A 24,857-nucleotide genomic window follows, 5' to 3' on the forward strand; every position below is an offset into this window, starting at 1 on the left:
AAACTCAGCTGTCGAGTGTTTACGGTAAGACGGCCATAAAAACAAAGCCTCCTTAGATACGAGGAGGCTTCTTCATTGGTTATGTAAACTCACTAACTGCGGCGGTTTCGGTTCTTATATACCACACAGAAGTTACCGCGCTTAGTTCGGCATTTAGAGCAACGCTCACAATCTACTGGTGCGCGATTGCCTTCTTTCCAACGTTTAATCAACTGTGGCTCAGCGAGTAGAGGACGTGAAACAGCAAAAAACTGGATGTTGGTATTCTCTGCAATGTTCTCGATCGCATCAATATCGCGTAACCCGCCAACCGTAATCACGGGGGTATGAATATCTTGACTGATCACTTGCCCGTATTCGTGAAAATAGCCTTCTTCTTGCAGTGTGTAACCATCGAATCTTTCACCGACAAGTTCGTTTGCTTTGCCGTGAATGTTGCCGGAGACGATGATCGCATCAACGCCCACTTCTTCGAGTTTCTTACATACGATGCGTGTTTCATCGAATGTTAAACCGCCGTCAAAAAATTCTGTCGCGGTCAGCTTCACAAGAATTGGAAACGCATCCCCCACCAACATTCTGGTTTCAGAATAAATTTCCAAAAGCAAACGCATACGATTATCTAAGCTGCCTCCGTATTCGTCTTCGCGTCGGTTGTAGTACGGGCTTAAAAACTGGTTGATTAAGTAAGTGTGCGCGGCATGAATCTCGACACCGTCAAAACCGGCTTCTTGAGCTCGTTTACTCGCTAATGCAAATGCTTTTACGATGTAGTCGATTTCATCCTTCGTCATCGCTTTGCCTTGAGTATTCGTGCCGCGCTCAGGCACATCACTCGGAGCAAAGATCACGCGCTCACCGACGTTATAGGTGGTTTTAGTACCGCCATAAGCAATTTGCATCACAATTTTAGAATCGTACTGATGAACCAGTTCTGTGAGTTTTTTGTATTCTCCGATGAAAGAGTCATTGTAAATACCCATCATCCCTGCGTTGGGCTTTTCTTCTTCAACGATATTGGCGTAACCTGTGACGATTAACCCGACTTCACCTTTAGCAAGCTCTTCGTAAATATCGTACAGCTTTGCCGTCATGTGGCCATCTTCAGTCGCCATATTTTCCCACGTTGCACTACGCACAAAGCGGTTCTTTAGGGTCATGTTGCCAATGCGGGCTTCGGAAAACAAAATACTCAAAACCAGTCCTCTTAATTCGTTTTTATTGTTTGACGCGTTTGTAAATCAACAAGAACGAAAAAGGAACAGCGATACATAATGCATGGCTGTTCCTTCTCTGAATCCTTGAGACTTAACATCAACAAGGCGCACCTTACTGTTTTGGGGAGGACAAAACTTTAATCTGGGTTAAGGTTTGGTGGGATTACTGCTTCTAAAGTGGATGATGTTCAAGGAACTCATCCCAATGAAATTAAACATCTGTCTGACTCTTATTAGTCCCCCCCCCCAACTTTAAAATTTCACTGAGCTGTAATTCATATAAAACCTTCTCGTCGCAAAGTTCAATGTTGCTATGTGCTGGTATTATCACACGTCTGATGAAGTCGTTCGTTCCACTATGTTATACACACTGGTCGTTTTTACTTTTTCTATCATGGCTAGATATGAATACGTGATGGCAAAACTGGAGGGGGTTCCAAAAGGTCTGTAACGCGAAAAACTCATAAAAGTAAAATGGCCTTACTGTAAAGTAAGACCATTCTTATATTTGCAGGGAGGTAAGCTTTGATTTTATCTAAAGAGATTAGCCTGAAGCTAAAGAGCAAGAGGTATCAACTCGACGCCAAGCACACCACTTATTCCCATCACCACCAGCAGCGAGACTTTAAATACTGATTTTGACCACGCGACGTAATTACTGTCGTCAATACTGCGAAAGGTTACTTTCGTCCACATAAAGCAAACGACAGCCGCAACCGCTAAGTATTCATACCCAGCTTCACCAAGTAAAAATAATCCCAACGATACTGCGCCAAAGGCCACCACATATGCTTTCATGTGTCGGTGCGCTTTATGAATACCCTCTTTAACGGGTAAAACCGGAATCCCCGCTTCTCGATAGTCTTGCATACGGAACATCGCAATCGCGTAGGAGTGCGGCATTTGCCATAAGCAGAACATGGTAAACAGCAAAATCGCTTCTAAGCTGATGAAGTTGGTCACCGCCAAGTAGCCCACTAATGGTGGCACGGCGCCAGAGATACTGCCAACAAGAGTGCCGTATACTGAGTTGCGTTTGTACCACATAGTGTAGAAGAACACGTAGTAGACGTAACCGAGCAGCACCACGACCGCAGAAAGCGGATTAACTAATTGGAACAGCAGCGCCGTTCCCACCAGTAACATCGCCAAAGCATAGACAAAGGCGACATCGATATTGATGTTCCCTTTTACGGTCTCACGATTTTTTGTCCGCGCCATCTTTTGGTCGATATCGCGGTCAAAAATATTGTTCACCACACAACCTGAAGCAATCACCAGCCCCACGCCAGCCAAGGTTGTTAAAAACAACGTCAGGCTCGCCGGTTCTGATTTAGCGGCGAGGAAGAACCCCGCCGCAACTGAGATCAGGTTGCCGAAAATAATGCCCGGTTTGGTGATAGACAAATAACTTTTCAGCATACCCGTGCCTACAACTTCATGTTGACGTTCATGTTGTAGATAATCCAGATTGAACCAGCGATCAGGATCAGCACAACAATGGCGGTAAACATCAATGACACCAAGTTCCAACGCCCATCTGACGTTTTCGCTTCCATGTGTAGGAAGTACCTGAAGTGCACAAAGATCTGCACCAAAGCACAAGTAAACATCACAACGTAGGTGGTGCTCGCTGGCAAGGTTTGCGCCCAGACGAAGTAGAACGGAATCACCGTTAAGATCAGCGACGCAACGAAGCCTTTTACGTAATCCGACGAGCTGGTTTCAACATGTTGGCCCATTACATCACCCCCATTAAGTAAACGATGGTAAAGACACAAATCCAAATAATGTCTAGGAAGTGCCAGAACAGGCTCAAGCAGTTAAAACGCATCGCCATGTTGTCGTTCAGACCTTTAGTCGAAAGCTGGTGATAAGCCACTGCCAACCAAATCAGACCAAAGGTCACATGCAAGCCGTGCGTGCCAACCAGCGTAAAGAATGCCGATAGGAACGCGCTGGTCTGCGGGCCATAGCCTTCTTTAATCAGGTGATGGAACTCGTAGACTTCCATGCAGATAAAGCCAAGACCTAGCGCAAAGGTCACTAACATCCAACGCTTGAGACCCGCCACGTCGTGGCGTTTCATCGCGATAATGCCAAAACCGAAAGTGATACTACTAAATAGCAGCAGCATGGTTTCGACAAACACGAACGGCAGTTCGAAAATCTCTTTACCAGTAGGACCAGCAATTGAGTTGCTAGACAGCACAGCGTATGTCGCGAACAAAGTCGCAAACAATACGCAGTCACTCATCAGGTAAACCCAGAAACCAAACAGCTTGTTGCCATTCGTATCATGGTGGTGATCGTGGTCATGATGAGCTGCGACATTAGTTTGCATAGGTCACCTCCAGATCATCGCTGTTTTCGTTGTCTTTCACGGTTCCTTTCTTCGCTTCTTCTAGCTGAGCTCGGCGAGCAGCTTCGATCGCCTTGATCTCTTCCACTTCAACGTAGTAGTCCACGTCATCGTTGTAGCTGTGTTGAATACACGTCACAACAATACCCACCAAACTTGCTGCCGCTAGCCACCAGATGTACCAGATCATCGCAAAGCCAAAGACCAACGCCCAAGCCGACACATAAATACCCGTTGCCGTGTTCTTCGGCATATGGATGCGTTCGTATTCCATTTCTTTCATTGGGTCGAACTCGCCACTTTGTTTTTGATACCAGAACGCGTCCAGTACGTCGCCTTTTGGCAGATGAGCAAAGTTGTAGAACGGCGGAGGTGAAGACGTTGCCCATTCCAATGTACGGCCGCCCCACGGATCACCCGTTAGGTCACGGTTTTGCTCGCGGTCACGAATACTCACGTAGATTTGGATGAACTGAGACAATACGCCCAGAGCGATCACAACCGTGCCCGCCGCCGCAACAGCCAATAGCGGGAAGTATTCCGGGTTGATGTCTTGGCTCAGACGACGGGTCATCCCCATAAAACCCAGCGCGTAAAGCGGCAGGAACGCCATCAAGAAACCGACAATCCACAGATAGAATGCGCGTTTGCCCCAAGTTTCATTCATGGTGAAACCGGTCGCTTTCGGGAACCAGTACGTGATCGCCGCAAAACAACCGAACACCACACCACCGATAATCACGTTATGAAAGTGTGCGATTAGGAATACAGAGTTATGCAGAACGAAATCCGCACCCGGCACCGCCATCAGCACGCCCGTCATACCACCAACGGTGAAGGTAATTAGGAAACCTACCGTCCACATCATCGGTGTGGTAAAGCGAATGCGGCCTTTGTACATGGTGAATAGCCAGTTAAAGATCTTCACCCCAGTTGGGATAGAAATGATCATCGTGGCGATGCCGAAGAAGGCATTCACGTTCGCGCCAGAACCCATGGTAAAGAAGTGATGCAGCCAAACCACGAACGCCAAAACAGTGATGACAATCGTCGCCCACACCAGTGAGGTGTAACCAAATAGCTTTTTACGCGAGAAAGTTGCCGTCACTTCTGAGAACACGCCAAAGATAGGTAGTACCAAGATGTACACTTCTGGGTGGCCCCATGCCCAAATCAGGTTGACGTACATCATTACGTTGCCGCCAAGATCATTGGTAAAGAAGTGCATGCCCAAGTAACGGTCGAGCGTCAGTAGTGCGATGGTGACAGTCAGAATTGGGAACGAAATGATGATCAGAATGTTGGCACATAGCGACGCCCAAGTGAAAACTGGCATCTTCATCATAGGCATTGACGGTGTGCGCATACGCAAAATGGTGGCGAAGAAGTTCACACCCGTTAGCGTGGTGCCGACACCAGATATCTGCAACGCCCAAATCCAATAGTCGACCCCGACGCCCGGACTTGCTTCAATGCCAGACAGCGGCGGATACGCCAACCAACCGGTGCGGCCAAATTCACCTAAACCTAGCGACATGTTCGTCAGGATTACACCAACCACAAACAGCCAGAAGCTTAAGTTATTCAGGTACGGGAACGCCACGTCACGCGCGCCGATTTGCAGCGGTACGATAATGTTCATCAGACCAATCACGAGCGGCATCGCAACGAAGAAAATCATGATTACGCCGTGCGCGGTAAAAATTTGGTCGTAGTGATGCGGCGGCAAATAGCCTGCTTCACCCGCAGAGGAAAGTAGCTGCTGGCTACGCATCATCACCGCGTCCGCAAAGCCACGTACAAGCATCAGCATCGCCACAGCGATGTACATGAAGCCAAGTTTTTTGTGGTCTACCGAAGTAAACCATTCATTCCATAGGTATTGCCATTTTCCAGCTTTGGTTACGGCAACCACCACGGCTAATCCCACCAACGCGACGATAGCCAGCGTGATGATGATGATCGGCTCGTGATATGGAATTGAATCCAGAGTTAATCTTCCAAACATGTGATTATCCTTGGTTTTCAGGCAAACAGTTCATGGAACCCGGATGTTGGGTCACGACGTTGCTGAACAGAAACGGAGGAACACTTGAGAACAGAGTGACAGGCGCAGCAACGCTTGGCTCAGCCAGCGAGCTGTATTGCTCCCAATCTTCGATTCGATCAGGGCTTGCTTTCACTTTTTGCACCCAATTTAGGAATGCCGCGCGATCCGGCATTGCCGATGCGGTGAACTTCATCTGCGAAAAACCTTCGCCACTGTAGTTCGACGCAAAGCCCTTGTAGTCCCCTTCGTGGTTAGCGATCAGATTCAACTTAGTCACCATGCCTGGCATCGCGTAAATCTGAGTACCCAAACGCGGGATAAAAAACGCGTTCATGATGTTGTCTGACGTCAGCTTAAAGGTCACAGGCACATCTTTCGGAAACGCCACGTAGTTTACCGTTGCGATGTTTTCTTCCGGATAGATGAACAGCCATTTCCAATCAAGCGAGACCACTTCAATCGTCATCGGTTTGACATCACTCACCAGAGGTTTGGATGGCTCTAGTTCGTGGGTAGAACGCCAAGTGATGGTGGCAAGAATGGCGATAATGATGATGGGAATTGTCCATACCACCACTTCGATTTTGGTCGAGTGCGACCATTCGGGTGCGTACTCTTCGTCGGTGTTACTTGCTCGGTATCGATAAGCGAAGTAAATCGTCATCAGAATCACAGGGATCACGACGATTAACATCAGCAAAAGAGCGGTGATGATCAGCTCTTTTTCTTGGACACCAATAGCACCTTTCGGGTCAAGCAAAGCAGAATTACATCCTGAGAGCAAAAGTATGACGCACGCCAAACTCCCCCTCGACAAGATGCGTTTATATCTTGAGGCTTCCATTAACTTTCTCGATGGTTGTCTGGTTTCAAAGCAAATGCCATTACGTTCGGTATCAAGCTAAGAACCAGTTGTTATAGTCATTAGAATGTTTATGTGTTGAGCATGTGCAACATTGGGATCATCGAGTATCAAACGGGATTGCAGCGTGGTTAAAACCACACTTACAGTGTGAGTTTAATGTTACACTTTGAAACACAATGTTACATTTGGCGCATTATGAGGAGTAAAAAGTTAAAGCTCATTAGTCACAACTGGAAACTAACCTTCCAATAATGAAATTTAGGTATGTAAACCACCAGCTAAAACTCTTGCGCAAAATTGACGTACCACAGAGTAAAAGCCATATTTAATAAGGTGTTAGATAGACAGGAAAGAACGGACGGATGAATTGATCATAAATCCGGTGATAGTTATAAGATGATTAAAAATCAAACCAAAGAATTGTGACCAACATCAAACTAATGATTTCACGCAATATTTGAATGGTATTTATTCTTAATTAAATATGGCACGAATTTTATTTATTACGTGAATGTGTGTGTTGATATTAAAAAAGAAAACAGAGCCTGCCCTCAATGCGACTCGTCACTAAGCAGACAAATATGCATCCCTGAGGGAGTCATTCTCTGAAAAAAGCGTTTACATTCGGATTCCGCCATCTACCTCAAGCACGCGGCCGGTGAAGTAATCACTCTCAAGAATGTATTTGACGGCATGAGCGATTTCACTCGCTTCCCCCATTCTCCCTACCGGAATCATCTTTTCTAGACGTTCGATCGCCTCTGGCTTCATTTGATCAGCCATCGCCGTATGTACAACCCCTGGCGCAATCGCAGCGGCTCGAATGCCATACCTAGCAAGCTCGCGTGCCCACGTTGTTGCCATGGTAGCGACCGCCGCTTTGGAGGCGGAATAGTTGGTTTGACCAATATTCCCGGCTCTCGCAACGCTGGAGATATTGATGATGACCCCTTGTGAGCCACTTTCAATCATTTTTACAGCAGCCTCACGCCCACACAGAAATGTTCCCGTGACATTGACATTCATGACGAGATTAAACTGCTCCAAAGACATTTTGTTGATAACGCCATCTTTGGCTTTTACAAGCAAACCATCTCGCAGCACTCCCGCATTGTTGATGAGTCCATTAAGCTGACCGAAATCTTGAAGAATGGCGTCAAATGTCGCTTCCACATCCGATTCATTTGTCACATCAACCGGATAAGTGAACGCTTTCGCACTTAACATCTGACATTGTGATTGTGTCTCTCGTAAACCGGTTTCATTCACATCGAGCAAAGCCAAATCAGCTCCGGATTGAGCGAGGGTAATCGCCATCATTTGGCCCAGCCCCTGCCCTGCACCTGTAATCGCAATAACGCTATTTTTTATGTCCATATTTGCTCTCCCAAACTTGTCGATGCTCAGACACGAAATATCGAAACTGGGAGCTTATTGCTCCCAGCACATGGTCATTTGTTGTTCTTATAGAATTCAAACAGACTTGAGAAATCGAGTTCGCCATGACCGCTCGAGTTATGGAATGCATAGAGGTTACGCGCCAACGCCCCCATAGGCACCGAGGAATGGGTTTGCAATGCGGCATCTAATCCCAAACCTAAATCCTTTAGCATCAGCTTACTCATAAAGCCCGGTTGATAATCATGGCTGGCTGGCGCGCTATCCATCACGCCCGGGCATGGATTATAAAGCTCTAACGCCCAGTTTCGTCCTGAGCTTTGCAGCATGATGTTGGACAAGACTTTTGGATCGAGCCCATGATCAATGCCTAAGTTCAGCGCCTCACACGTGCCTGACATCAAAATACCCAGCATGAGGTTATTACAGATTTTAGCCATCTGCCCATCGCCAGCTTTACCCGCATGAAAAACGTTTTTCCCCATGTACTGCAAAATGGCGTTCGCTTTTGAGAATGCCTCATCCGAGCCACCGACAATGAACGTCAACGTTGCCGCTTTAGCTCCCGCGACGCCACCCGAAACCGGTGCGTCGACAAACAACAAACGCTTGTTTGCCGCTTCATTGGCAACCAATCTTGCTGAATCGGGATCGATCGTCGAACAGTCAATCAATAGCGTATTCGGTGCGACAAGGTTCATCACGCCAACGCCCCCGTGTAAGTCCCCCAAATACACCGACCGAACGTGAGACCCCGCAGGAAGCATGGTGATCACAGTGCTTGCACCATCCACCACTTCTTCGAGCGAGCTCGCAACCACTGCCCCAAATGGCACCAGTTGTTTTGCGGCTTCCACATCTACGTCAAATATTTGCACGTTAAACCCTGACGCTAACAAGTTCTGCGCCATTGGATTCCCCATTCGACCCAACCCAATAAATGCGATGGTACTCATGATTATTCTCCTTATTGACCTAACGGCTAACCTAGCGGCTGTTCACCGAGCTTGGCGAGCGGGTGTTCATCGTCGGACCAAAGCGAGGTAAACAATAAGTCGATGACATCTTCATCGACTTCACTGACCGTTTTAAACATCCAGTTTGGCTCACCATCTCGGTCGATAAGGCGAGCGCGAACGCCCTCTTCAAATTCCCCTAAGAGCGCACAACGAACCGACAGGCTCAGCTCCAATCGGAAGCAGTCTGCAAGCGGTAAGCGGTGATATTCTTTAACTTGTCGAAAGCAGATATGAGCAGTAATCGGGCTGCCTGACGAAAATGTTTCTTTCGCACCTGCAATCCACGGGTTGCTGTCTTCCATCGCCATAATGCGTTGAGCAATGAGGTTTAGGTCTACGCCTTTGCAAGCTTCTTTGATTTGCTCGATATGAGGGCAGATTTGCGTGGTTGGTTTGCTGTCGATGATTTGTTCTTCCAACAACGCCAACAGCGCACTAACCAGTTCCTTCGCACCAGAAGTCCCCCATGGCACTTTTTGTAGCTCTTTTAACAAAGTGGGATATTGCTCTTCCAGCAACAGCCAATCCGCCAGACCAGTAGTGACAGCGTCACTCGAATTAACGAGCGCACCGGTCAAGCCAAGAAATAAACCCACTTCGGGATCGATTTGACTAAGGAACCAAGTACCACCTACGTCTGGATATAGACCGATGTTGATTTCTGGCATGGCTAAACGCGATATTGGCGTAACAACCTTGTGGCTTGTGCCCATAAACAGCCCCATGCCACCACCCATCACGATGCCTTCACCCCATCCAATGATGGGTTTATTGTAGGTATGGATTAAGTAGTCACACTCGTATTCCAACGCAAAGTATTTTGTGCAAAATTCTACGGTCGCTTCTTTACTCTCATTGTGCATGACGCGATACATCGCCCGCACATCCCCGCCAGCACAGAATGCTTTTTCTCCCGCACCACTTAACACCACACAAACCACGTGCGGATCATGTTGCCATTTGATCAATTGATCGTGAAGTTGAAGCAACATATCGAACGTCAATGCGTTCAGTGATGGCGTGTTATCCAACGTCGCGACGCCGATGCGATGTACGCCATCGACACAATCCATTTCTGTAATGGTGACCGTTCCTACCATGAAGCCTCCTATTGGTTCTTCCAGTTAGGTGGACGCTTTTCAAGAAAGGCGCGTACGCCTTCGGTTTGATCTTCTGTATCAAATAAATCGAGGAATAATTCACGCTCTTTCATTAAGCCGTGTTTGAGTGGCGCAGAGCGCATGTTTTGAATCAAAATTTTGCACGCGGCGACCGAAGAAGGCGATTGATTTGCAACCGACTCAGCCATCGCAATCGCTTTACTTAAGGCTGCTCCTTTTGGCACTAACTCCTCCGCTAAGCCTAGCTCTTTTGCCAGAGAGGCGCTGATTTGTTCGCCGCAAAGAATCATGCGTTTGGCCCATCCTTCGCCAATAAGCGCGGTGAGGTTTTGTGTGCCACCAGCGCAAGGAAGCAGCCCAACTTTCGCTTCTGGCAGCGCGAGTATGGCTTGCTCTTCGACCACTCGAATATCACACGCCAACGCCACTTCTAACCCTCCCCCCATGGCATAACCACTAATGGCAGCAATAGATACACCTCGAAACTCGGAGAGGGTTTCAAACGCTTCACCAAAGCAGCGCGCCATCTCTAACGCGCGTGCTTTGTCACCATCAGCAAACAAATTGAGATCCGCACCTGCCGAGAAAAACTTGTCACCACTACCAGTAATGACCAAGGCATAAACGTCTTTATTTTGGTTAAGCGTGCACACCAACACTTTTAAAGCGTGAAGGCTATCTGCCGTCCACGTGTTCGCGGGGGGATTATTCATCGTAATCATTGCGACGTGATTTTGAATGGTGTGCTCAATGGCTTTTGGCATTGATGGCATAATATGACTTCCCCTTTTGATGGCGTAGACCCGATAGCTTGTTAGAGCAACGCTGACGTTTCTGAGAGCAGACGACGCGCAATGATCAGACGCATGATTTCATTAGTGCCCTCAAGAATTTGATGTACGCGAACGTCACGGAAATAACGCTCCATGGGGTACTCTTTTATGTACCCGTAACCGCCGTAGATCTGCAACGCTTGGTCGCAAATTTGAAAACCGATGTCGGTTGCAAAGCGTTTCGCCATCGCGCAGTACGTCGTCGCATCGGGATCGCCTCGATCGAGTTTGCTGGCGGCATAACGCACCAATTGCCGTGCTGCGACAAGCTCCGTCGCCATGTCCGCTAACTTGAATTGCAGCGCCTGAAATTGCGCTAACGATTTTCCGAACTGTTTTCGCTCCTGCATATATTGCGTAGCTTGATTCAGAGCTTGTTGCGCCGTACCAACGGAACAGGTCGCGATATTAATGCGCCCACCGTCCAATCCTTTCATGGCAAATATGAAGCCTTGCCCTTCTTCGCCCAGTAAATGACTTGCGGGAATAATGACATTTTCAAACGTAACCGCGCGTGTTGGTTGGCTGTTCCAGCCCATTTTGGGCTCTTTTCGCCCATAACTGATGCCGTCAGCTTGAGCAGGAACAACAAATGCAGACACACCTTTGGCACCCGCTTCGCCCGTTCGCGCCATCACGACCAAAACATCCGTCTCTCCTGCACCGGAAATAAATGCTTTACCGCCATTCAACACGTACGTATTGCCTTTTTTGCTCGCGGTTGTGGTCAACGAAGCGGCATCCGAACCCGCATTGGGCTCTGTCAAGCAATACGAACCCAACCATTCTCCAGTGACGAGTTTAGGACAATATTTGGCTCTCACGTCTTCGGTCGCGAAACTCGCCACCATCCAACTCACCATATTGTGGATGGTCATGAAAGCAGTCGTCGACGTGCACCCCATGGAGAGCTGCTCAAAAACAATCGACGCATCCAAACGGCTTAACCCCAAACCACCATGTGCTTCTGGCGTGTAGAGGCTGAGAAAACCCAGTTCTCCCGCCTCTCTCAATACGTCTTTAGGAAAGTTCTGTTTTTCATCCCACTCTGCGGCCATTGGTGCTAAACGCTCTAACGAAAACTGCTGAGCCGTATCGGCAAATGCACGTTGATCTTCATTAAGTTCAAAGTCCATAAAAGCTCCTTGCTGTTCACTTAGCGCAGTTGAATGGTCAAATTCGGCCCTGTTGGGATGTCATCATCAAACCATCTCGCCGTTACCGTTTTAGTCTCGGTGTAAAAACGCACAGCTTGCTTGCCATACGCATGCAAATCGCCATAGAAACTGCCCCTCCACCCCGTGAAGGAGAAGAATGGCAAAGGCACCGGAATCGGAACATTGATACCGACCTGACCAACTTGAATCTCGTGCTGATATTTCCGTGCAGCCGCGCCATTAGCGGTGAATATCGACGTGCCATTACCGTAAGGATTGCGATTGACGAGCTCGATCGCCTCTTGCAACGTCTCTACTTCAATGCAGACCAAAACTGGGCCAAAAATCTCTTGGGTGTAAATCGACATATTCGGCGTTACGCCGCTAAACAGCGATGGCCCGACCCAATTACCATCGGGAAACCCTTCAACTTCACATTGGCTGCCATCAAGTTCACACACCGCGCCTTGTTGTTTGCCTAGCTCAATCAAACCCAAAACTCGCTGCTTGGCTTGCTCACTGATCAACGGACCATACGCTGCATCCTCATCATCCCAAGCGCCGGGATGGATTTTCGCCATTTCTTGTTTGAGATCGGCAATCCAGGCTTTTGACTCGCCAACAAACACCGCGACTGAAATCGCCATGCAACGTTGCCCTGCAGCACCAACCGACGACCCAACCAAGTTGTTGATGACGTGTTCTTTGTTAGCATCAGGCATGACAACCATGTGATTTTTAGCGCCAGAAAAGGCTTGTACGCGTTTAAAGTATTGAGTTCCCGTGGTGTAAATGTACTGCGCGACAGGCACTGAGCCGACGAAAGACACCGCGCGAATATCGGGATGAGCAAGCAAGAAATCGACTTGCTCTTTGCGGCCATGAACGATCTGCAACACACCTTTTGGCGCTCCCGCCTCTTCAAAAAGCTCAGCTAAGCGAATCGAGGTCAAAGGCACTTGCTCGGAAGGCTTAAGAACGAAAGTGTTACCGCTCGCGATTGCGATGGGAAACATCCACAACGGGATCATGGCAGGAAAGTTGAACGGAGTAATGCCGCAGCACACACCCAAAGGCTGGATGAGAGAGTAGCTGTCGATCTCAGTCGCGACATTTTCGACCGTTTCTCCCATCAGGTTGCTGGCAATGTTGGCCGCTTGCTCAACCACTTCTATGCCGCGCCAAACATCGCCTTTGGCATCGGCAAAGATTTTGCCAGTTTCGTGCGAAAGCAAGGTCGCGATTTCATCATGATGTGCTTTCAAAAGATGCTGATAGCGAAGCATCAAACGCGCTCGCTCTGATACCGCCACCTCTTTCCAAGATTGAAAAGCCGTTTGCGCACTTTCGATGGCCGCTTTCATCTCAGCATTTGTCGAACATGGCACATACGCGATTACGTCATTGGTGGCGGGATTGGTGACTTCAACCCAATCTGAGGTTTGAGACTCACGAAACTCACCATCAATAAATAAGGGAACCAAACGAGTCATCATTTACTCCTTTGTTAACTGTGCAGAAATTACAGCGGGATCTCGATACCTATCGCTGTCGCCTCGCCACCGCCAATACACAGTGACGCAACGCCTCGCATCACTTTCTTGTTGCTTGCATCCCCATCAATCCCCAGTGCTTGTAGCTGTCGTAAACTGTGGATCAATGTGACCAAAATGCGAGCCCCACTGGCACCAATTGGATGCCCGAGCGCACAAGCTCCGCCTTTAATATTGACCTTGCTTGAATCAAGCCCTAATTCCGCAACCGCAATTTGTGTCACTACCGCAAAGGCTTCGTTGATTTCCCAAAGATCAATTTCGTCAATCGACCAATCCATTTGCGACAACAATTGTTCAATGGCGTAGACCGGAGCCAACGTAAACTCATCCGGCTTTCTCGCATGAGTCGCGTGCGATTTGATAATGGCAAGCGGGGTAAGATTCTGGTGGCGCGCCGTCTCTTCATCCATCAAAATCAACGCGGCTGCACCATCGGAAATGGCACTGGAGTTCGCCGCAGTCACTGAGCCTTTTTTATCGAAAGCGGGTTTGAGCTGAGGAATTTTTTCTAGATCGATGGAGCGAGGATGCTCATCATAATCGAGATGGGTTGTGGCAGTTTTTGTCCGGATGTCAATTGGCGCAAGTTCATCATCAAACAAACCACGCTCTTGCGCTTCCAACGCTCGTTTTGCAGACATGGTTGCCCACTCATCCATTTTCTCACGGCTGAATTTGAGCCTATCTGCAATTTGCTGAGCATAGACGCCCATCAAGTGCCCTTCGTAGGCATCCTGCAATCCATCGAGAAACATGTGATCGTAAGTGGAGTGATGCCCTAATCGCATGCCATTGCGCGCCTCTTTCAACAAATAGGGCGCGTTCGTCATGCTTTCCATACCTCCAGCAACAGCCGTTCGAATGGTGCCTGCTTTGATCAAGTCATGAGCAAGCATGATGCTTTTCATTCCCGAACCGCAAACTTTATTGATGGTTGTGCACCCTGTACTGGGTGGTAAACCCGCACCGAGCGCAGCCTGTCTAGCCGGCGCTTGTCCGCATCCGGCTGGTAGTACGCAGCCCATCAACACTTCATCAATTACGGTCTCAGAAAGTACGTTTTCACCCAGCGATTTCATCGCGGCCTTTATGGCAAATGCGCCTAACTGCGGTGCGGAGTACGGTTGCAACAGCCCTTGAAAGCGCCCAATTGGCGTTCTTTTCGCACTGACAATCCAAATGTCGTTTCCCATGATTCGCGTTCCCTAACGGTGTATCACAGCGTACGAACTACCCACCACAATTGCCTATTCAGGTTTTCTCACCTCAAACGATGAAGCTCTATCCCTTATCCGGCAACGAAATTATCGCACTGTGATTTCTTGACGTTTACGTAAGCATAGCACTAGCCTTTACAGTGAGGTGAAGAAACACATTGATAACAACCTAATTTTTATTCAGTCATGGTCAGATTTTGAGAAGCTGGATTTTTATTCGAGGTAAGTGTGTTATGGAAAAATACAAAATCAGTGATCTCGCCAAAGAGTTCGACATCACGACGCGCAGTATTCGATTTTACGAAGACGTCGGCCTGATTGAGCCAGAGCGAAAAGGCAATATGCGCATTTATCAGCGTAGGGACAAAATCCGACTTAAACTGATTCTTAGAGGGAAACGGCTCGGCTTCTCACTGGCAGAAATACGTGAACTGTTCGAACTTTACGACATGCAACAAACTGATGAACAGCTGCTCAAAATGCTCAATATCATTGAAGAAAAGCAAGCCGTGTTGCAACAGCAGTTAAATGACATTGGTGTCGTCATGGGCGAGCTCAATGCAGCAAAAGAACGCTGCCTTCAAACACTAAAAAACAACGAAAAGTAACAACGCCACTAACTCAAATTTCCCTCACTCAAGCAGTGCACGATTTTCACAGTCACACACCTGCAACAGGGAGACGTTATGAAAACGAGCTACATCCCGCTGAATTTCGGGCTCGGTGAAACCATTGATATGCTCCGAGATCACGTCAATGCGTTCGCGAGTGAGCATATAGCTCCTATTGCCGCCGATATTGACCATTACAATCAGTTTCCGAGCCATTTATGGCCACTTCTTGGCGAAATGGGCTTGCTTGGCGTGACCGTCAGCGAAGAATATGGTGGTGCTGAAATGGGCTACCTCGCCCACGTTGTAGCAATGGAAGAGATAAGCCGAGCATCAGCCTCCGTCGCACTCAGCTACGGCGCGCATTCTAATCTTTGCGTAAATCAAATCTTTCGAAACGGCACCCCAACGCAACGAGAAAAGTATCTGCCTAAATTAGTTGATGGTTCGCACATAGGCGCTCTGGCGATGAGCGAAGTCAATTCGGGTTCGGATGTCGTCAGCATGCAGTTAAAAGCCGAAGACAAAGGCGACCACTTCTTACTCAATGGCACAAAAATGTGGATCACGAACGGCCCCGATGCGGACGTGGTCGTTGTGTACGCCAAAACAGATGCTGATGCGGGATCGCGCGGGATCACAGCGTTTATCGTCGAGCGCAGTTTTACCGGATTCAGTGACGCGCAAAAGCTCGATAAGTTGGGAATGCGAGGCTCAAACACATCTGAGCTCGTCTTCAACAATTGCAAAGTACCTAAAGAAAACATTCTCGGAGCACTCAATTGTGGCGTCGAAGTATTGATGAGTGGGCTTGATTACGAGCGCGTTGTTTTAGCTGCTGGCCCACTCGGCATTATGCAAGCGTGTATGGATATCGTCGTCCCCTACGTGCATGAGCGCAAACAGTTCGGCAAATCCATCGGCGAGTTTCAGCTTGTGCAGGGCAAATTGGCCGACATGTACTCACGTATGAACGCTGCAAAAGCGTACGTCTACACCGTCGCAGCAGCTTGTGATCGTGGTGAATGCACACGCAAAGATGCCGCTGGGGTGATTTTGTACAGCGCAGAATTGGCAACACAAATGGCGCTCGACGCCATTCAGCTACTCGGCGGTAATGGCTACATCAATGAGTACGCAACCGGACGTCTTCTGCGTGATGCAAAACTGTATGAAATTGGGGCAGGAACCTCCGAAATTCGCCGCATGCTCATCGGGCGCGAATTGTTTGAGGAATCACGCTAGCTCCTGATTCACTCGCTAGGAAAAGGAAGTCATCATGGCCATCATAAAAAGCAAAACCAAGCCAACTGACGAGCTGTTTCTTTCTAACCAAGCCGCGATGGAAATGCTGGTTGAAAAGCTGCAAAAAGACATCGCCACCATCAAACTCGGTGGCGGCGAACGTGCCATTGCTCATCAGCGACAAAAAGGAAAACTCCCGGTTCGAGAACGAATTTCACATTTGCTCGATGATGGCAGCAACTTCCTTGAAATCGGTCAGTTCGCCGCTTGGCAAGTGTACGATGAGTCCATCCCATGCGCGGGTGTCGTGGCTGGCATCGGCATGATCGAAGGAGTTCAATGCATGGTGATTGCCAACGATCCTTCGGTCAAAGGCGGCACCTATTATCCTCTCACCGTGAAAAAGCACCTTCGAGCACAAGAGATAGCTCAGCGTTGCCAACTACCGTGTGTCTACCTTGTCGACTCTGGCGGCGCAAATCTCCCTCATCAATCAGACGTTTTTCCCGATAAAGATCACTTCGGCCGTATCTTCTTCAACCAAGCCAGAATGTCGGCCAAAGGCATTCCTCAAATCGCCGTTGTTATGGGGCTGTGCACCGCAGGCGGCGCTTATGTCCCAGCAATGGCAGACGTGTCGATAATGGTGAAAGAACAAGGCACCATCTTTTTAGCCGGGCCCCCATTGGTAAAAGCCGCAACGGGCGAAATCGTGACTGGCGAAGAACTCGGCGGCGCAGATGTGCATTGTCGAAAATCGGGGGTGGCAGATTATTATGCCGAAAACGATGAGCACGCCTTAGACTTGGCGCGCGAGGCGATTGCCAACGCGAACCGTCCAAAGCCGCCGAAATCGGACAGTGCCATCTTACCTCCACGTTACGATGCCGAAGAGATGTACGGCATTGTGAATGCCAATTTGCGTTTGTCGTTTGATGTACGTGAAATCATCGCGCGTATCGTCGATGACTCAGATTTCGATGAGTTTAAAGCCCTTTACGGACGCACGTTGGTGTGCGGTTTTGCGCGCATTCATGGTCAGTTGATTGGCATTGTCGCGAACAACGGCATTTTGTTTTCTGACTCCTCACAAAAAGGCGCGCACTTTATTGAACTGTGCGCCAAACGCAAAACGCCCCTACTCTTTTTGCAAAACATCACCGGATTCATGGTCGGCAAAAAGGTCGAGGAAGAAGGCATAGCCAAACACGGTGCCAAACTGGTGATGGCGGTAGCGTGTGCTGATGTGCCTAAATTCACGGTGATCATTGGTGGATCTTACGGCGCAGGAAACTACGGCATGTGCGGGCGAGCGTATGACCCAACCATGATGTGGATGTGGCCAAACGCACGCATCTCCGTAATGGGCGGAGAGCAAGCCGCTGGCGTGTTGACTCAGGTGCGCAAAGAGATAAACCAACGTCGCGGCGAAGAATGGTCCGAGCAAGAAGAACACACTTTCAAAGAATCGATCATAGACTTGTATGAGACCCAAGGGCATCCGTACTTTGCCAGTGCAAGATTATGGGACGACGGCATCATTGACCCCAAAGAGACGCGAAACGTGCTTGCACATGCGTTAATGGCCGCGCTCAACGCGCCAATACCTGATAGCGAATTTGGCATCTTTAGAATGTAACCGTGCAATTGAAATAAACGTTCACAAGGAAATCATTATGCAGGAAAGACAACCAAGCATTGTTCCAAACGCTCAACGACACAATGATGTGCTTTGGCAGGTTGACGAATTCGGTGTTGCAACGCTGACGCTGAATCGGACAAAGAAACACAATGCCTTTGATGCCTGCATGATTGATTTGATCATCCATCGCTTAGATTATCTTGCACTAAGAACCGATGTGCGTTGCTTAGTGCTGCGCAGTAATGGCAAACACTTTTCCTCTGGTGCGGATTTAGCTTGGATGCAATCGATGGCAAATAGTACCCGAAAAGAAAACCTAGTCGATGCACAAAGCCTCGCTCGCTTAATGGAAACGTTGGATGCCTTCCCTCAACCCACCATCGCTGTCGTACAAGGCTCAGCCTTTGGTGGCGCATTGGGGCTAATTTGCTGCAGCGATATCGCTATCGCCAGCCACTCCGCTCAGTTTTGCTTGAGTGAAGTCAAACTGGGATTGGTGCCCGCCACCATTGCCCCATACGTGATGCGTGCGATGGGCAATCGACAAGCACGTCGTTACATCCTCAGTGGTGAAGTCATCCCTGCGGTTAAAGCGCAACAATTTGGCATCGTGCATGAAGTGAAAAAAGATGACGAGCTTGAATCATGCGTAAGCGAAGTCGTCGCTTCTTTGCTACTCAATAGCCCAGATGCGATGAGAAAAGCGAAAGCACTGTGCGAACAATGCCACCAAAATCCCATTGATTCTCAGCTTATCCGCTACACCAGCCAATTGATCGCCGATATCCGTGTATCGCCTCAAGGGCAAGACGGTTTACAAGCTTTCTTAGAAAAACGGCCTCCGAGCTGGGTCCATCAACCTGATGCGGAGGAAGAATGACACTGCCTACTAACGTAAACATTGTTGAAGTTGGCCCTAGAGATGGGCTTCAAAATGAATCTCCAGTTTCGACTCGCACTAAAATCCGGCTGATTGATTTGCTTTCTGACACGGGTTTGAGTCACATCGAAGCAGGCTCATTTGTCTCCCCCAAATGGGTTCCGCAAATGGCAGATTCCAAAGAAGTCATGCAAAATATCACGCGAAGAGCCTCGGTGACTTACTCGGCACTCACCCCCAACCTCCAAGGGTTAGAGCAAGCCTTAGATGCTGGCGCCAATCAGGTCGCCATTTTCACTTCGGCTTCAGAAGGTATTTGCCAGCATAATATAAACTGTTCAATTGCAGAGAGCTTGAAACGCTTCGAGCCATTAATGGTTCAGGCCGATAAATACCATGTTCCAGTTCGTGGATATCTGTCGTGCGTCGTCGATTGCCCTTACGATGGGGCGACATCTCCAACACAAGTAGCCAACATATCGCAAGCGTTGATCGAGTTGGGATGCTACGAGGTGTCCTTGGGCGACACGATCGGAACCGGTACGCCTAATCGTGTAAAAGAAATGCTGGAATCGGTGCTAGCGAGCATTCCAAACCAACGTTTAGCCGTACACTTTCATGATACATGGGGGCAAGCGCTGGCAAATATCTACCAAGCCTTAAGTATGGGCATCACCACGGTAGACAGCAGTGTCGCAGGATTGGGAGGGTGTCCGTACGCACATGGTGCATCTGGCAATGTTGCTACAGAAGACGTGTTGTATTTATGCCAAGGCTTGGGCATTGAAACTGGCGTGGATTTAGAGCTGTTAGCCAAAGCAGGATGGATGATAAGCGATGAACTGCAACGCCAACCAACATCGAAAGTTTCACAGGCATTACGTCATAGAATGGAATAACGCACTTTGCGTGACGGGCTCAACTAACCCGCCCGTTAGACTTCATAATTCGCTTTGATGCCGATATCAAAGTGCAGTGGCATTCGCCATTTTGCTATAGATAAGTAGGACATGATCAAACCCGCAAGAAGCGCAGAGATTGCAACAATGGTTGACTGTTCGAACCACAACGCAAATGTCGTCACAACCAACAGCGTAGGTACCAATTTCAAACCAAGAACTTTGAAACAGAACGACTCTTTCAACGCGATCCCAGAAAAGGTGATAAAGATAAAGCCTAATGCGAGCCACTCTCGATTTAACTCTGGGTCGCAGACCATCAAGATCACCCCTATCCAACCAGACCAACTGATGATAGTGCGAACTGACTTACTGTAAACGTGAATATTACTCGCAGACATTGCACCAGCAATGGCGAATACCGCAAATACTGCTCTATACCTACCATCCATCCCGTCGAGCCATTGACTTTCCAACGCAGCCAACCCCAACAGAGCGATGGCAAACACACTGATGCCAGCGCGATACAAGCAAACGCTCAGCTTATCTAAAAAATCTAATGTTTCTTGATGTTCAGTATTTGCCATCGTCGTTCATCTTTAGAGCGTGTATTTACGCTCGCTTGGGGAAGCGGAATCTGCCGCCAGTGCGGTAAATCACCAAAGAAAAGAGAATCAGCAGACAACCAACAAATTTATTGGCCGTCAGAACTTCGCCATACCAAAGAATGCTGAGAACAACCGTCCAAACCGGCTCTAAGATCATAATCAGTGCCGCATTCCCTGCTTGGACAAACTTTTGCCCCATCGTCTGCATAACGTAACGCAAACTCGTCGCGAGCAACGTACTGAGCGCAAACCACCACCAAATGGATGAATCCACCTGCTCTGGTCGTGATTCCATCAAGAACGACACCAACAGACCTAGACAGCCTGCTGAAAACAGCTGCACACAAGTCAGTAGTAATACGGGCAACTTCTGCGAATATTTGCTGTTTACATTAAAGTGTAGCGCCAAGATAAGCGCCGCTCCAAGAAACCAGAGTTGACTCGCAGACTGCTTCCAACCTCCAGCCAATGAAAGGCACGCTAAACCAATCACCGCAATAGGTAATGAGATCCAAAAGATGCGCTGAGGGCGTTGTTGAAACATTACCCAAGCCACGATTGGCACGAACAGCATCGAGAGGCTCATAATAAATGCGCCCTCGCCTAGCGTATCGCTGATTGAAATGGCGTAAATCCACGTCATCACAGCGCCGCCAAGCAGTAAACCTACACCACTGGCTGCCAACACGTCTTTTAACCGTGCCGCTTTTAGTGGTCGGTAACACAATGGCAGTAAACAGAGAGAGGCGATGGTAAATCGCAAGCCAATAAAACCAAAGGGAGGCAGCCCTTGTATCGTTTCTTTGGAAAAAATCCAGCCCAGTGCCGCTATCATCGTAGTGGCCACCAGAATCACGGTCGCTTTGCGTTCTGAGTTAAACATAATTACTCACAAAAAGGCCTGATGAATCGTCATCAGTGGGGATATTTAATTCGATTTTAATCTACGAAAGTTATTTATATTCGTATCGCAAATGCTGACGAGGTGTGTAGTAAGAATGGAAGATGTTAACGTTTGCGAAACGTCGGCATTATACATTGCAGGTGAGATTTCATCGAGAAATAACAGCGTGTTGCCTTCCTCGCTATAAACGGTATTCGCGAAGCGAGGAAGGAAAACTAGAACCAAGAATGGGCTCTTTGAAGCGGGAGTTTTTGAAGCGATTAATTACAAGGTGCGGTTGAACTGTGCGACAGCTTCAACCACTCGGCTTGCTCCGTCTTGGATATCGTTCATAACATTGCCCGCCTTTTCAGAGAGCTCTAGAGTATCAAGCGCCTCTTTTTGACACTGAGAAATCAGTGCAACAGCATTATTGGTGCGCTCTAGATTTTCCTTCACCATCGAGACAATCTCATCTGTCGTGGTATTCGTGCGCATGGCAAGCTGGCGTACTTCATCGGCAACTACCGCGAAACCGCGTCCATGATCGCCGGCGCGAGCAGCTTCTATTGCCGCGTTGAGTGCCAACAAGTTCGTTTGGTCAGCAATTCCGCTAATGCTATTCACCAGTTCACTAATTTTCGATGAGTGTGCTTTCAAATCTTCAATGGCGGCGTTGGCTTGCTGCATTTGCTCTGAAAGGGTCTGCATTTTCTCAAGGGTAGAACCGATTACTTGACGGCCTTGGACGGTTTGAGTGCCCGTTTCCTGAGATACTTCATTTGCCAACTGCGCCGCTTGCGCCATGGATTGCTCTTGAAGCACTTGCTGAGTAATGTTGGTCGCAAACTTGACCACTTTGTACAGCTCGCCTCTGTCGTTATGGATCGGGTTGTAAGAAGCTTCCAGCCACACGACTGAGCCATATTGGTCTACGCGTTTGAATCGGTCGGTAACAAACTGCCCACTTGCCAGCCTTTTCCAAAAATCGTGATACGCCGAAGAGTTTGCCTCTTCAGGCAAACAGAAAATTCGGTGATGCTTACCCACGATTTGTTCATGCTTGTAACCCATCGTGCTGAGGAAGTTATCATTTGCTTTAAGCACTGTACCGTCTAACGTAAATTCAATGACTGCCATCGAGCGGCTCAGAGCATTCAGCATGTCTTCGTACTCGCGCGATGTCGTGATCGTTCGAGTCAGTTCAGAGGCAAACACAAAAAAGCTCTCAACCTGGTCACTTGTGTTTCGCACAGGCTGAATAACCACTCTTAACCACGCCTCTTCACCATCCCCCTTGGTGATTTGAAACGCGCCATTCCAGAATGCTTTTGCTTGAACCGACTGTTTCATGCGGTAAAAGTGGTCAGTATTTCTAACGTTTGATGGTACAAGGTCAGAAATATGCTTCGCCAAGATGTCCTTATCTGACAGTGAAAGTTGCTGCAAAAACTTTTGGTTTGCCGATGTGACGTTGCCTTTCGCATCCAACGTCAGCCTTAACATTTCTTCGTCTAGGCTTTGCTGGATCTGTTGTAAGCTGTAGAGCTCTTGTTTTAATCGTTGGTTTTCTTGTTGAAGCGACTTATTAAAAAACATTACTTTCCCTTACTCGACCAATCTATTGATTAATCAAAGGTTTATTATTTATATCTATACAGCTCGATATTACTCAGGTAGCAGTATACTGGAATTTAGACTTGGCTCACAATTAATTACATTAATATCACTAGAGGACATTTGTTAATCAATGTGAACGACAAAATCGCAATCAGATTCGGGCAAGACGCTTATATGAGGAAAGTGAAGTGATAGATCAAAAAAAGCTCTTTCCTTACGGAAAGAGCTTTGACTTAGTTCCCAAAATTTTTGCCGTTTTACAGCAGTTCCACCGACTGTTGAGCGATTACCCACTCTTCGTTGGTAGGAATAACCAGTGCTTTCGCACCTAGCAACTCAGATGTAGCAATCACACCTGTGTTACCAAATCGAGCGTCTTCGTTACCTTTCACATCTTCAACAAAACCTAGCAGTTTTAGGTTTTTCAGAATTTCACGACGAATTGGCATAGAGTTCTCGCCAATACCGCCAGTGAAGATGATGCCGTCGAATGAATCAAGCGCAGCAAGGTAAGAAGCGATGTATTTAGACACACGATATGTGAATACTTGGAATGCAAGGGCAGCGCCTTCGTGGCCTTCTTCCATTGCTTCCAAAATACCGCGTGCGTCGCTTGTTAGGCCAGAAACACCTAAGAAGCCAGAAGCTTTGTTCAGTGAGTTGAACACTTTCTCTTGAGACCAACCTTTCTTCAGAAGGTACTCAATGATGCCTGGGTCAAGGTCACCACAACGTGTACCCATCATTAGACCAGACAGCGGAGTGAAGCCCATAGACGTATCTACAGATTCACCATTGTTGATTGCACAAACAGAAGCACCGTTACCTAAGTGAACAGAGATGAAGCTCGATTCTTCAATCGGCTTGTTGATCATCTTCGCAGCTTCGCGACTTACAAAGTAATGACTTGTGCCGTGGAACCCGTAGCGACGAATGCCGAAATCTGTGTAAAGTTCTTTAGCGATTGCACCAGTGAACGCACGTTGAGGCATTGTTTGGTGGAACGCTGTATCGAATACTGCAAACTGTGGAAGACTTGGAAACGCTTCAACAGCAGCACGGATGCCGATAGCACCAGCTGGGTTGTGAAGTGGAGCAAGGTCTGCAAGCTTCTCAATTTCTTGTGTAACTTCTTCAGTAATACGAACGGTTTTAGTGAATTTCTCACCGCCGTGAACAATACGATGGCCCACAGCAACAATGTCTTGAGCTAGACCTAACTCTTCGGTTAAACCTACTAGTTTGCCGATAGCGATTTTGTGATGGCTATCGTCACCTTCGATGGAGATTTCCTTTTTTTCACCGTTGAATTTCCAGCTCATACGAGCGTCTGATAGACCAAAGCATTCGCCCAGACCACTTAGCACCGCGTCACCCGATACGGAATCGATGACTGCAAATTTTAGTGAAGAGCTACCAGAGTTGATCACCAGTACAAACGAATTAGACATGTAGTTATCCTGTTGTGGAGCAGAGGTTGTAATTGCGCTTCCGCGCTGCGTACTTCTTGTTTGCTCCCCTATTATTCAATAATTTTTTAATCTTTCAACAATCTTTTAGTGAAAGCGATTTGATTGAACAAATTTTGTTGATCTATAGCAAGTTTTGATTTTATTTGAAGTCTAAAAAATATGATTTGTTAAAGCTAATTTATGAATTGGTCAATTTGTACAA

The 24,857-nt window shown here is 47.9% G+C and carries 22 protein-coding genes; 5 read left to right on the forward strand and 17 right to left on the reverse strand.

Going from position 1 to position 24,857, the window contains the following annotated elements; translation table 11 throughout:
* Positions 1-92 precede the first annotated feature (92 nt).
* The 13 genes from ACF8OV_RS22080 to ACF8OV_RS22140 all read right to left on the reverse strand — a co-directional run bounded on the left by ACF8OV_RS22080 (position 93) and on the right by ACF8OV_RS22140 (position 14,771).
* Positions 93-1,196 carry an NADH:flavin oxidoreductase gene (locus tag ACF8OV_RS22080; RefSeq protein WP_021450780.1) on the reverse strand — a complete coding sequence of 368 codons (1,104 nt, stop codon included), beginning with the start codon at positions 1,194-1,196 and terminating at the stop codon, positions 93-95.
* Between the two features lie 576 nt (positions 1,197-1,772).
* Positions 1,773-2,687: a heme o synthase gene (cyoE, locus tag ACF8OV_RS22085; RefSeq protein ID WP_195744461.1), complete on the reverse strand. Its 915-nt coding sequence runs from the start codon at positions 2,685-2,687 to the stop codon at positions 1,773-1,775.
* Positions 2,648-2,959: a cytochrome o ubiquinol oxidase subunit IV gene (cyoD, locus tag ACF8OV_RS22090; protein WP_025532617.1), complete on the reverse strand. Its 312-nt coding sequence runs from the start codon at positions 2,957-2,959 to the stop codon at positions 2,648-2,650. Before cyoD ends, cyoE begins: the two co-directional genes overlap by 40 nt.
* A complete protein-coding gene (gene cyoC, locus ACF8OV_RS22095; RefSeq protein WP_203504091.1) occupies positions 2,959-3,561 on the reverse strand; it encodes a cytochrome o ubiquinol oxidase subunit III in 603 nt (200 codons plus the stop codon). The genes cyoD and cyoC overlap by 1 nt, the downstream gene beginning before the upstream one ends.
* Complete coding sequence (gene cyoB, locus ACF8OV_RS22100) at positions 3,551-5,587, reverse strand: cytochrome o ubiquinol oxidase subunit I (protein ID WP_025499184.1); 2,037 nt, start codon at positions 5,585-5,587, stop codon at positions 3,551-3,553. Before cyoB ends, cyoC begins: the two co-directional genes overlap by 11 nt.
* A 4-nt stretch (positions 5,588-5,591) precedes the next feature.
* Positions 5,592-6,473: a ubiquinol oxidase subunit II gene (gene cyoA, locus ACF8OV_RS22105; RefSeq protein ID WP_005455699.1), complete on the reverse strand. Its 882-nt coding sequence runs from the start codon at positions 6,471-6,473 to the stop codon at positions 5,592-5,594.
* Positions 6,474-7,112: 639 nt separating this feature from the next.
* Positions 7,113-7,871, reverse strand: a complete 759-nt coding sequence (locus ACF8OV_RS22110) for an SDR family oxidoreductase (RefSeq protein WP_005483376.1) — start codon at positions 7,869-7,871, stop codon at positions 7,113-7,115.
* A 74-nt stretch (positions 7,872-7,945) separates the two neighbouring features.
* Entirely contained in the window at positions 7,946-8,848 is a 903-nt protein-coding gene (gene mmsB, locus ACF8OV_RS22115) for a 3-hydroxyisobutyrate dehydrogenase (RefSeq protein ID WP_015313074.1), read from the reverse strand.
* 26 nt (positions 8,849-8,874) lie between these two features.
* Positions 8,875-10,011, reverse strand: a complete 1,137-nt coding sequence (locus ACF8OV_RS22120) for an enoyl-CoA hydratase/isomerase family protein (protein ID WP_203504094.1) — start codon at positions 10,009-10,011, stop codon at positions 8,875-8,877.
* A gap of 8 nt (positions 10,012-10,019) precedes the next feature.
* Entirely contained in the window at positions 10,020-10,805 is a 786-nt protein-coding gene (locus tag ACF8OV_RS22125; RefSeq protein WP_203504097.1) for an enoyl-CoA hydratase, read from the reverse strand.
* 41 nt (positions 10,806-10,846) lie between these two features.
* The gene (locus ACF8OV_RS22130) at positions 10,847-12,001 is read right to left on the reverse strand and encodes an acyl-CoA dehydrogenase family protein (RefSeq protein ID WP_203504102.1); all 1,155 of its coding nucleotides are present in this window, start codon (positions 11,999-12,001) and stop codon (positions 10,847-10,849) included.
* Positions 12,002-12,021: 20 nt separating this feature from the next.
* Positions 12,022-13,515 (reverse strand): CoA-acylating methylmalonate-semialdehyde dehydrogenase, encoded by a 1,494-nt coding sequence (locus tag ACF8OV_RS22135; protein ID WP_203504278.1) that lies wholly within the window; start codon positions 13,513-13,515, stop codon positions 12,022-12,024.
* Between the two features lie 29 nt (positions 13,516-13,544).
* Positions 13,545-14,771 carry a thiolase family protein gene (locus tag ACF8OV_RS22140; protein WP_203504104.1) on the reverse strand — a complete coding sequence of 409 codons (1,227 nt, stop codon included), beginning with the start codon at positions 14,769-14,771 and terminating at the stop codon, positions 13,545-13,547.
* 257 nt (positions 14,772-15,028) lie between these two features.
* Between ACF8OV_RS22140 and ACF8OV_RS22145 the strand changes: the two genes are divergently transcribed.
* The 5 genes from ACF8OV_RS22145 (at position 15,029) to ACF8OV_RS22165 (ending at position 20,072) form a co-directional block, all read left to right on the forward strand.
* Positions 15,029-15,403: a MerR family DNA-binding transcriptional regulator gene (locus ACF8OV_RS22145; RefSeq protein WP_025502706.1), complete on the forward strand. Its 375-nt coding sequence runs from the start codon at positions 15,029-15,031 to the stop codon at positions 15,401-15,403.
* A gap of 78 nt (positions 15,404-15,481) precedes the next feature.
* Entirely contained in the window at positions 15,482-16,651 is a 1,170-nt protein-coding gene (locus tag ACF8OV_RS22150; protein ID WP_005485970.1) for an isovaleryl-CoA dehydrogenase, read from the forward strand.
* 34 nt (positions 16,652-16,685) lie between these two features.
* Positions 16,686-18,290, forward strand: a complete 1,605-nt coding sequence (locus ACF8OV_RS22155) for a carboxyl transferase domain-containing protein (RefSeq protein WP_317676253.1) — start codon at positions 16,686-16,688, stop codon at positions 18,288-18,290.
* A gap of 37 nt (positions 18,291-18,327) precedes the next feature.
* Positions 18,328-19,173 (forward strand): enoyl-CoA hydratase-related protein, encoded by an 846-nt coding sequence (locus tag ACF8OV_RS22160; RefSeq protein ID WP_020835089.1) that lies wholly within the window; start codon positions 18,328-18,330, stop codon positions 19,171-19,173.
* Entirely contained in the window at positions 19,170-20,072 is a 903-nt protein-coding gene (locus ACF8OV_RS22165) for a hydroxymethylglutaryl-CoA lyase (RefSeq protein WP_203504106.1), read from the forward strand. The genes ACF8OV_RS22160 and ACF8OV_RS22165 overlap by 4 nt, the downstream gene beginning before the upstream one ends.
* Positions 20,073-20,107: 35 nt before the next feature.
* On the opposite strand, the gene ACF8OV_RS22170 is transcribed toward ACF8OV_RS22165, so the two are convergent.
* The 4 genes from ACF8OV_RS22170 to ACF8OV_RS22185 form a co-directional block, all read right to left on the reverse strand.
* The gene (locus ACF8OV_RS22170) at positions 20,108-20,659 is read right to left on the reverse strand and encodes a DUF2301 domain-containing membrane protein (protein ID WP_140332941.1); all 552 of its coding nucleotides are present in this window, start codon (positions 20,657-20,659) and stop codon (positions 20,108-20,110) included.
* 25 nt (positions 20,660-20,684) lie between these two features.
* On the reverse strand, positions 20,685-21,563 hold the full coding sequence (locus ACF8OV_RS22175) for a DMT family transporter (protein ID WP_203504108.1): 879 nt from the start codon (positions 21,561-21,563) through the stop codon (positions 20,685-20,687).
* Between the two features lie 285 nt (positions 21,564-21,848).
* Positions 21,849-23,162, reverse strand: coding sequence for a methyl-accepting chemotaxis protein (locus ACF8OV_RS22180; RefSeq protein WP_203504110.1), 1,314 nt, complete (start codon positions 23,160-23,162; stop codon positions 21,849-21,851).
* Positions 23,163-23,440: 278 nt separating this feature from the next.
* Positions 23,441-24,634 carry an acetate/propionate family kinase gene (locus ACF8OV_RS22185; protein WP_203504112.1) on the reverse strand — a complete coding sequence of 398 codons (1,194 nt, stop codon included), beginning with the start codon at positions 24,632-24,634 and terminating at the stop codon, positions 23,441-23,443.
* Between the last annotated feature and the right edge of the window lie 223 nt (positions 24,635-24,857).

This window comes from Vibrio sp. GLN_1, from assembly GCF_043106015.1.
GTDB classification, from domain to species: Bacteria; Pseudomonadota; Gammaproteobacteria; order Enterobacterales; family Vibrionaceae; genus Vibrio; species Vibrio parahaemolyticus.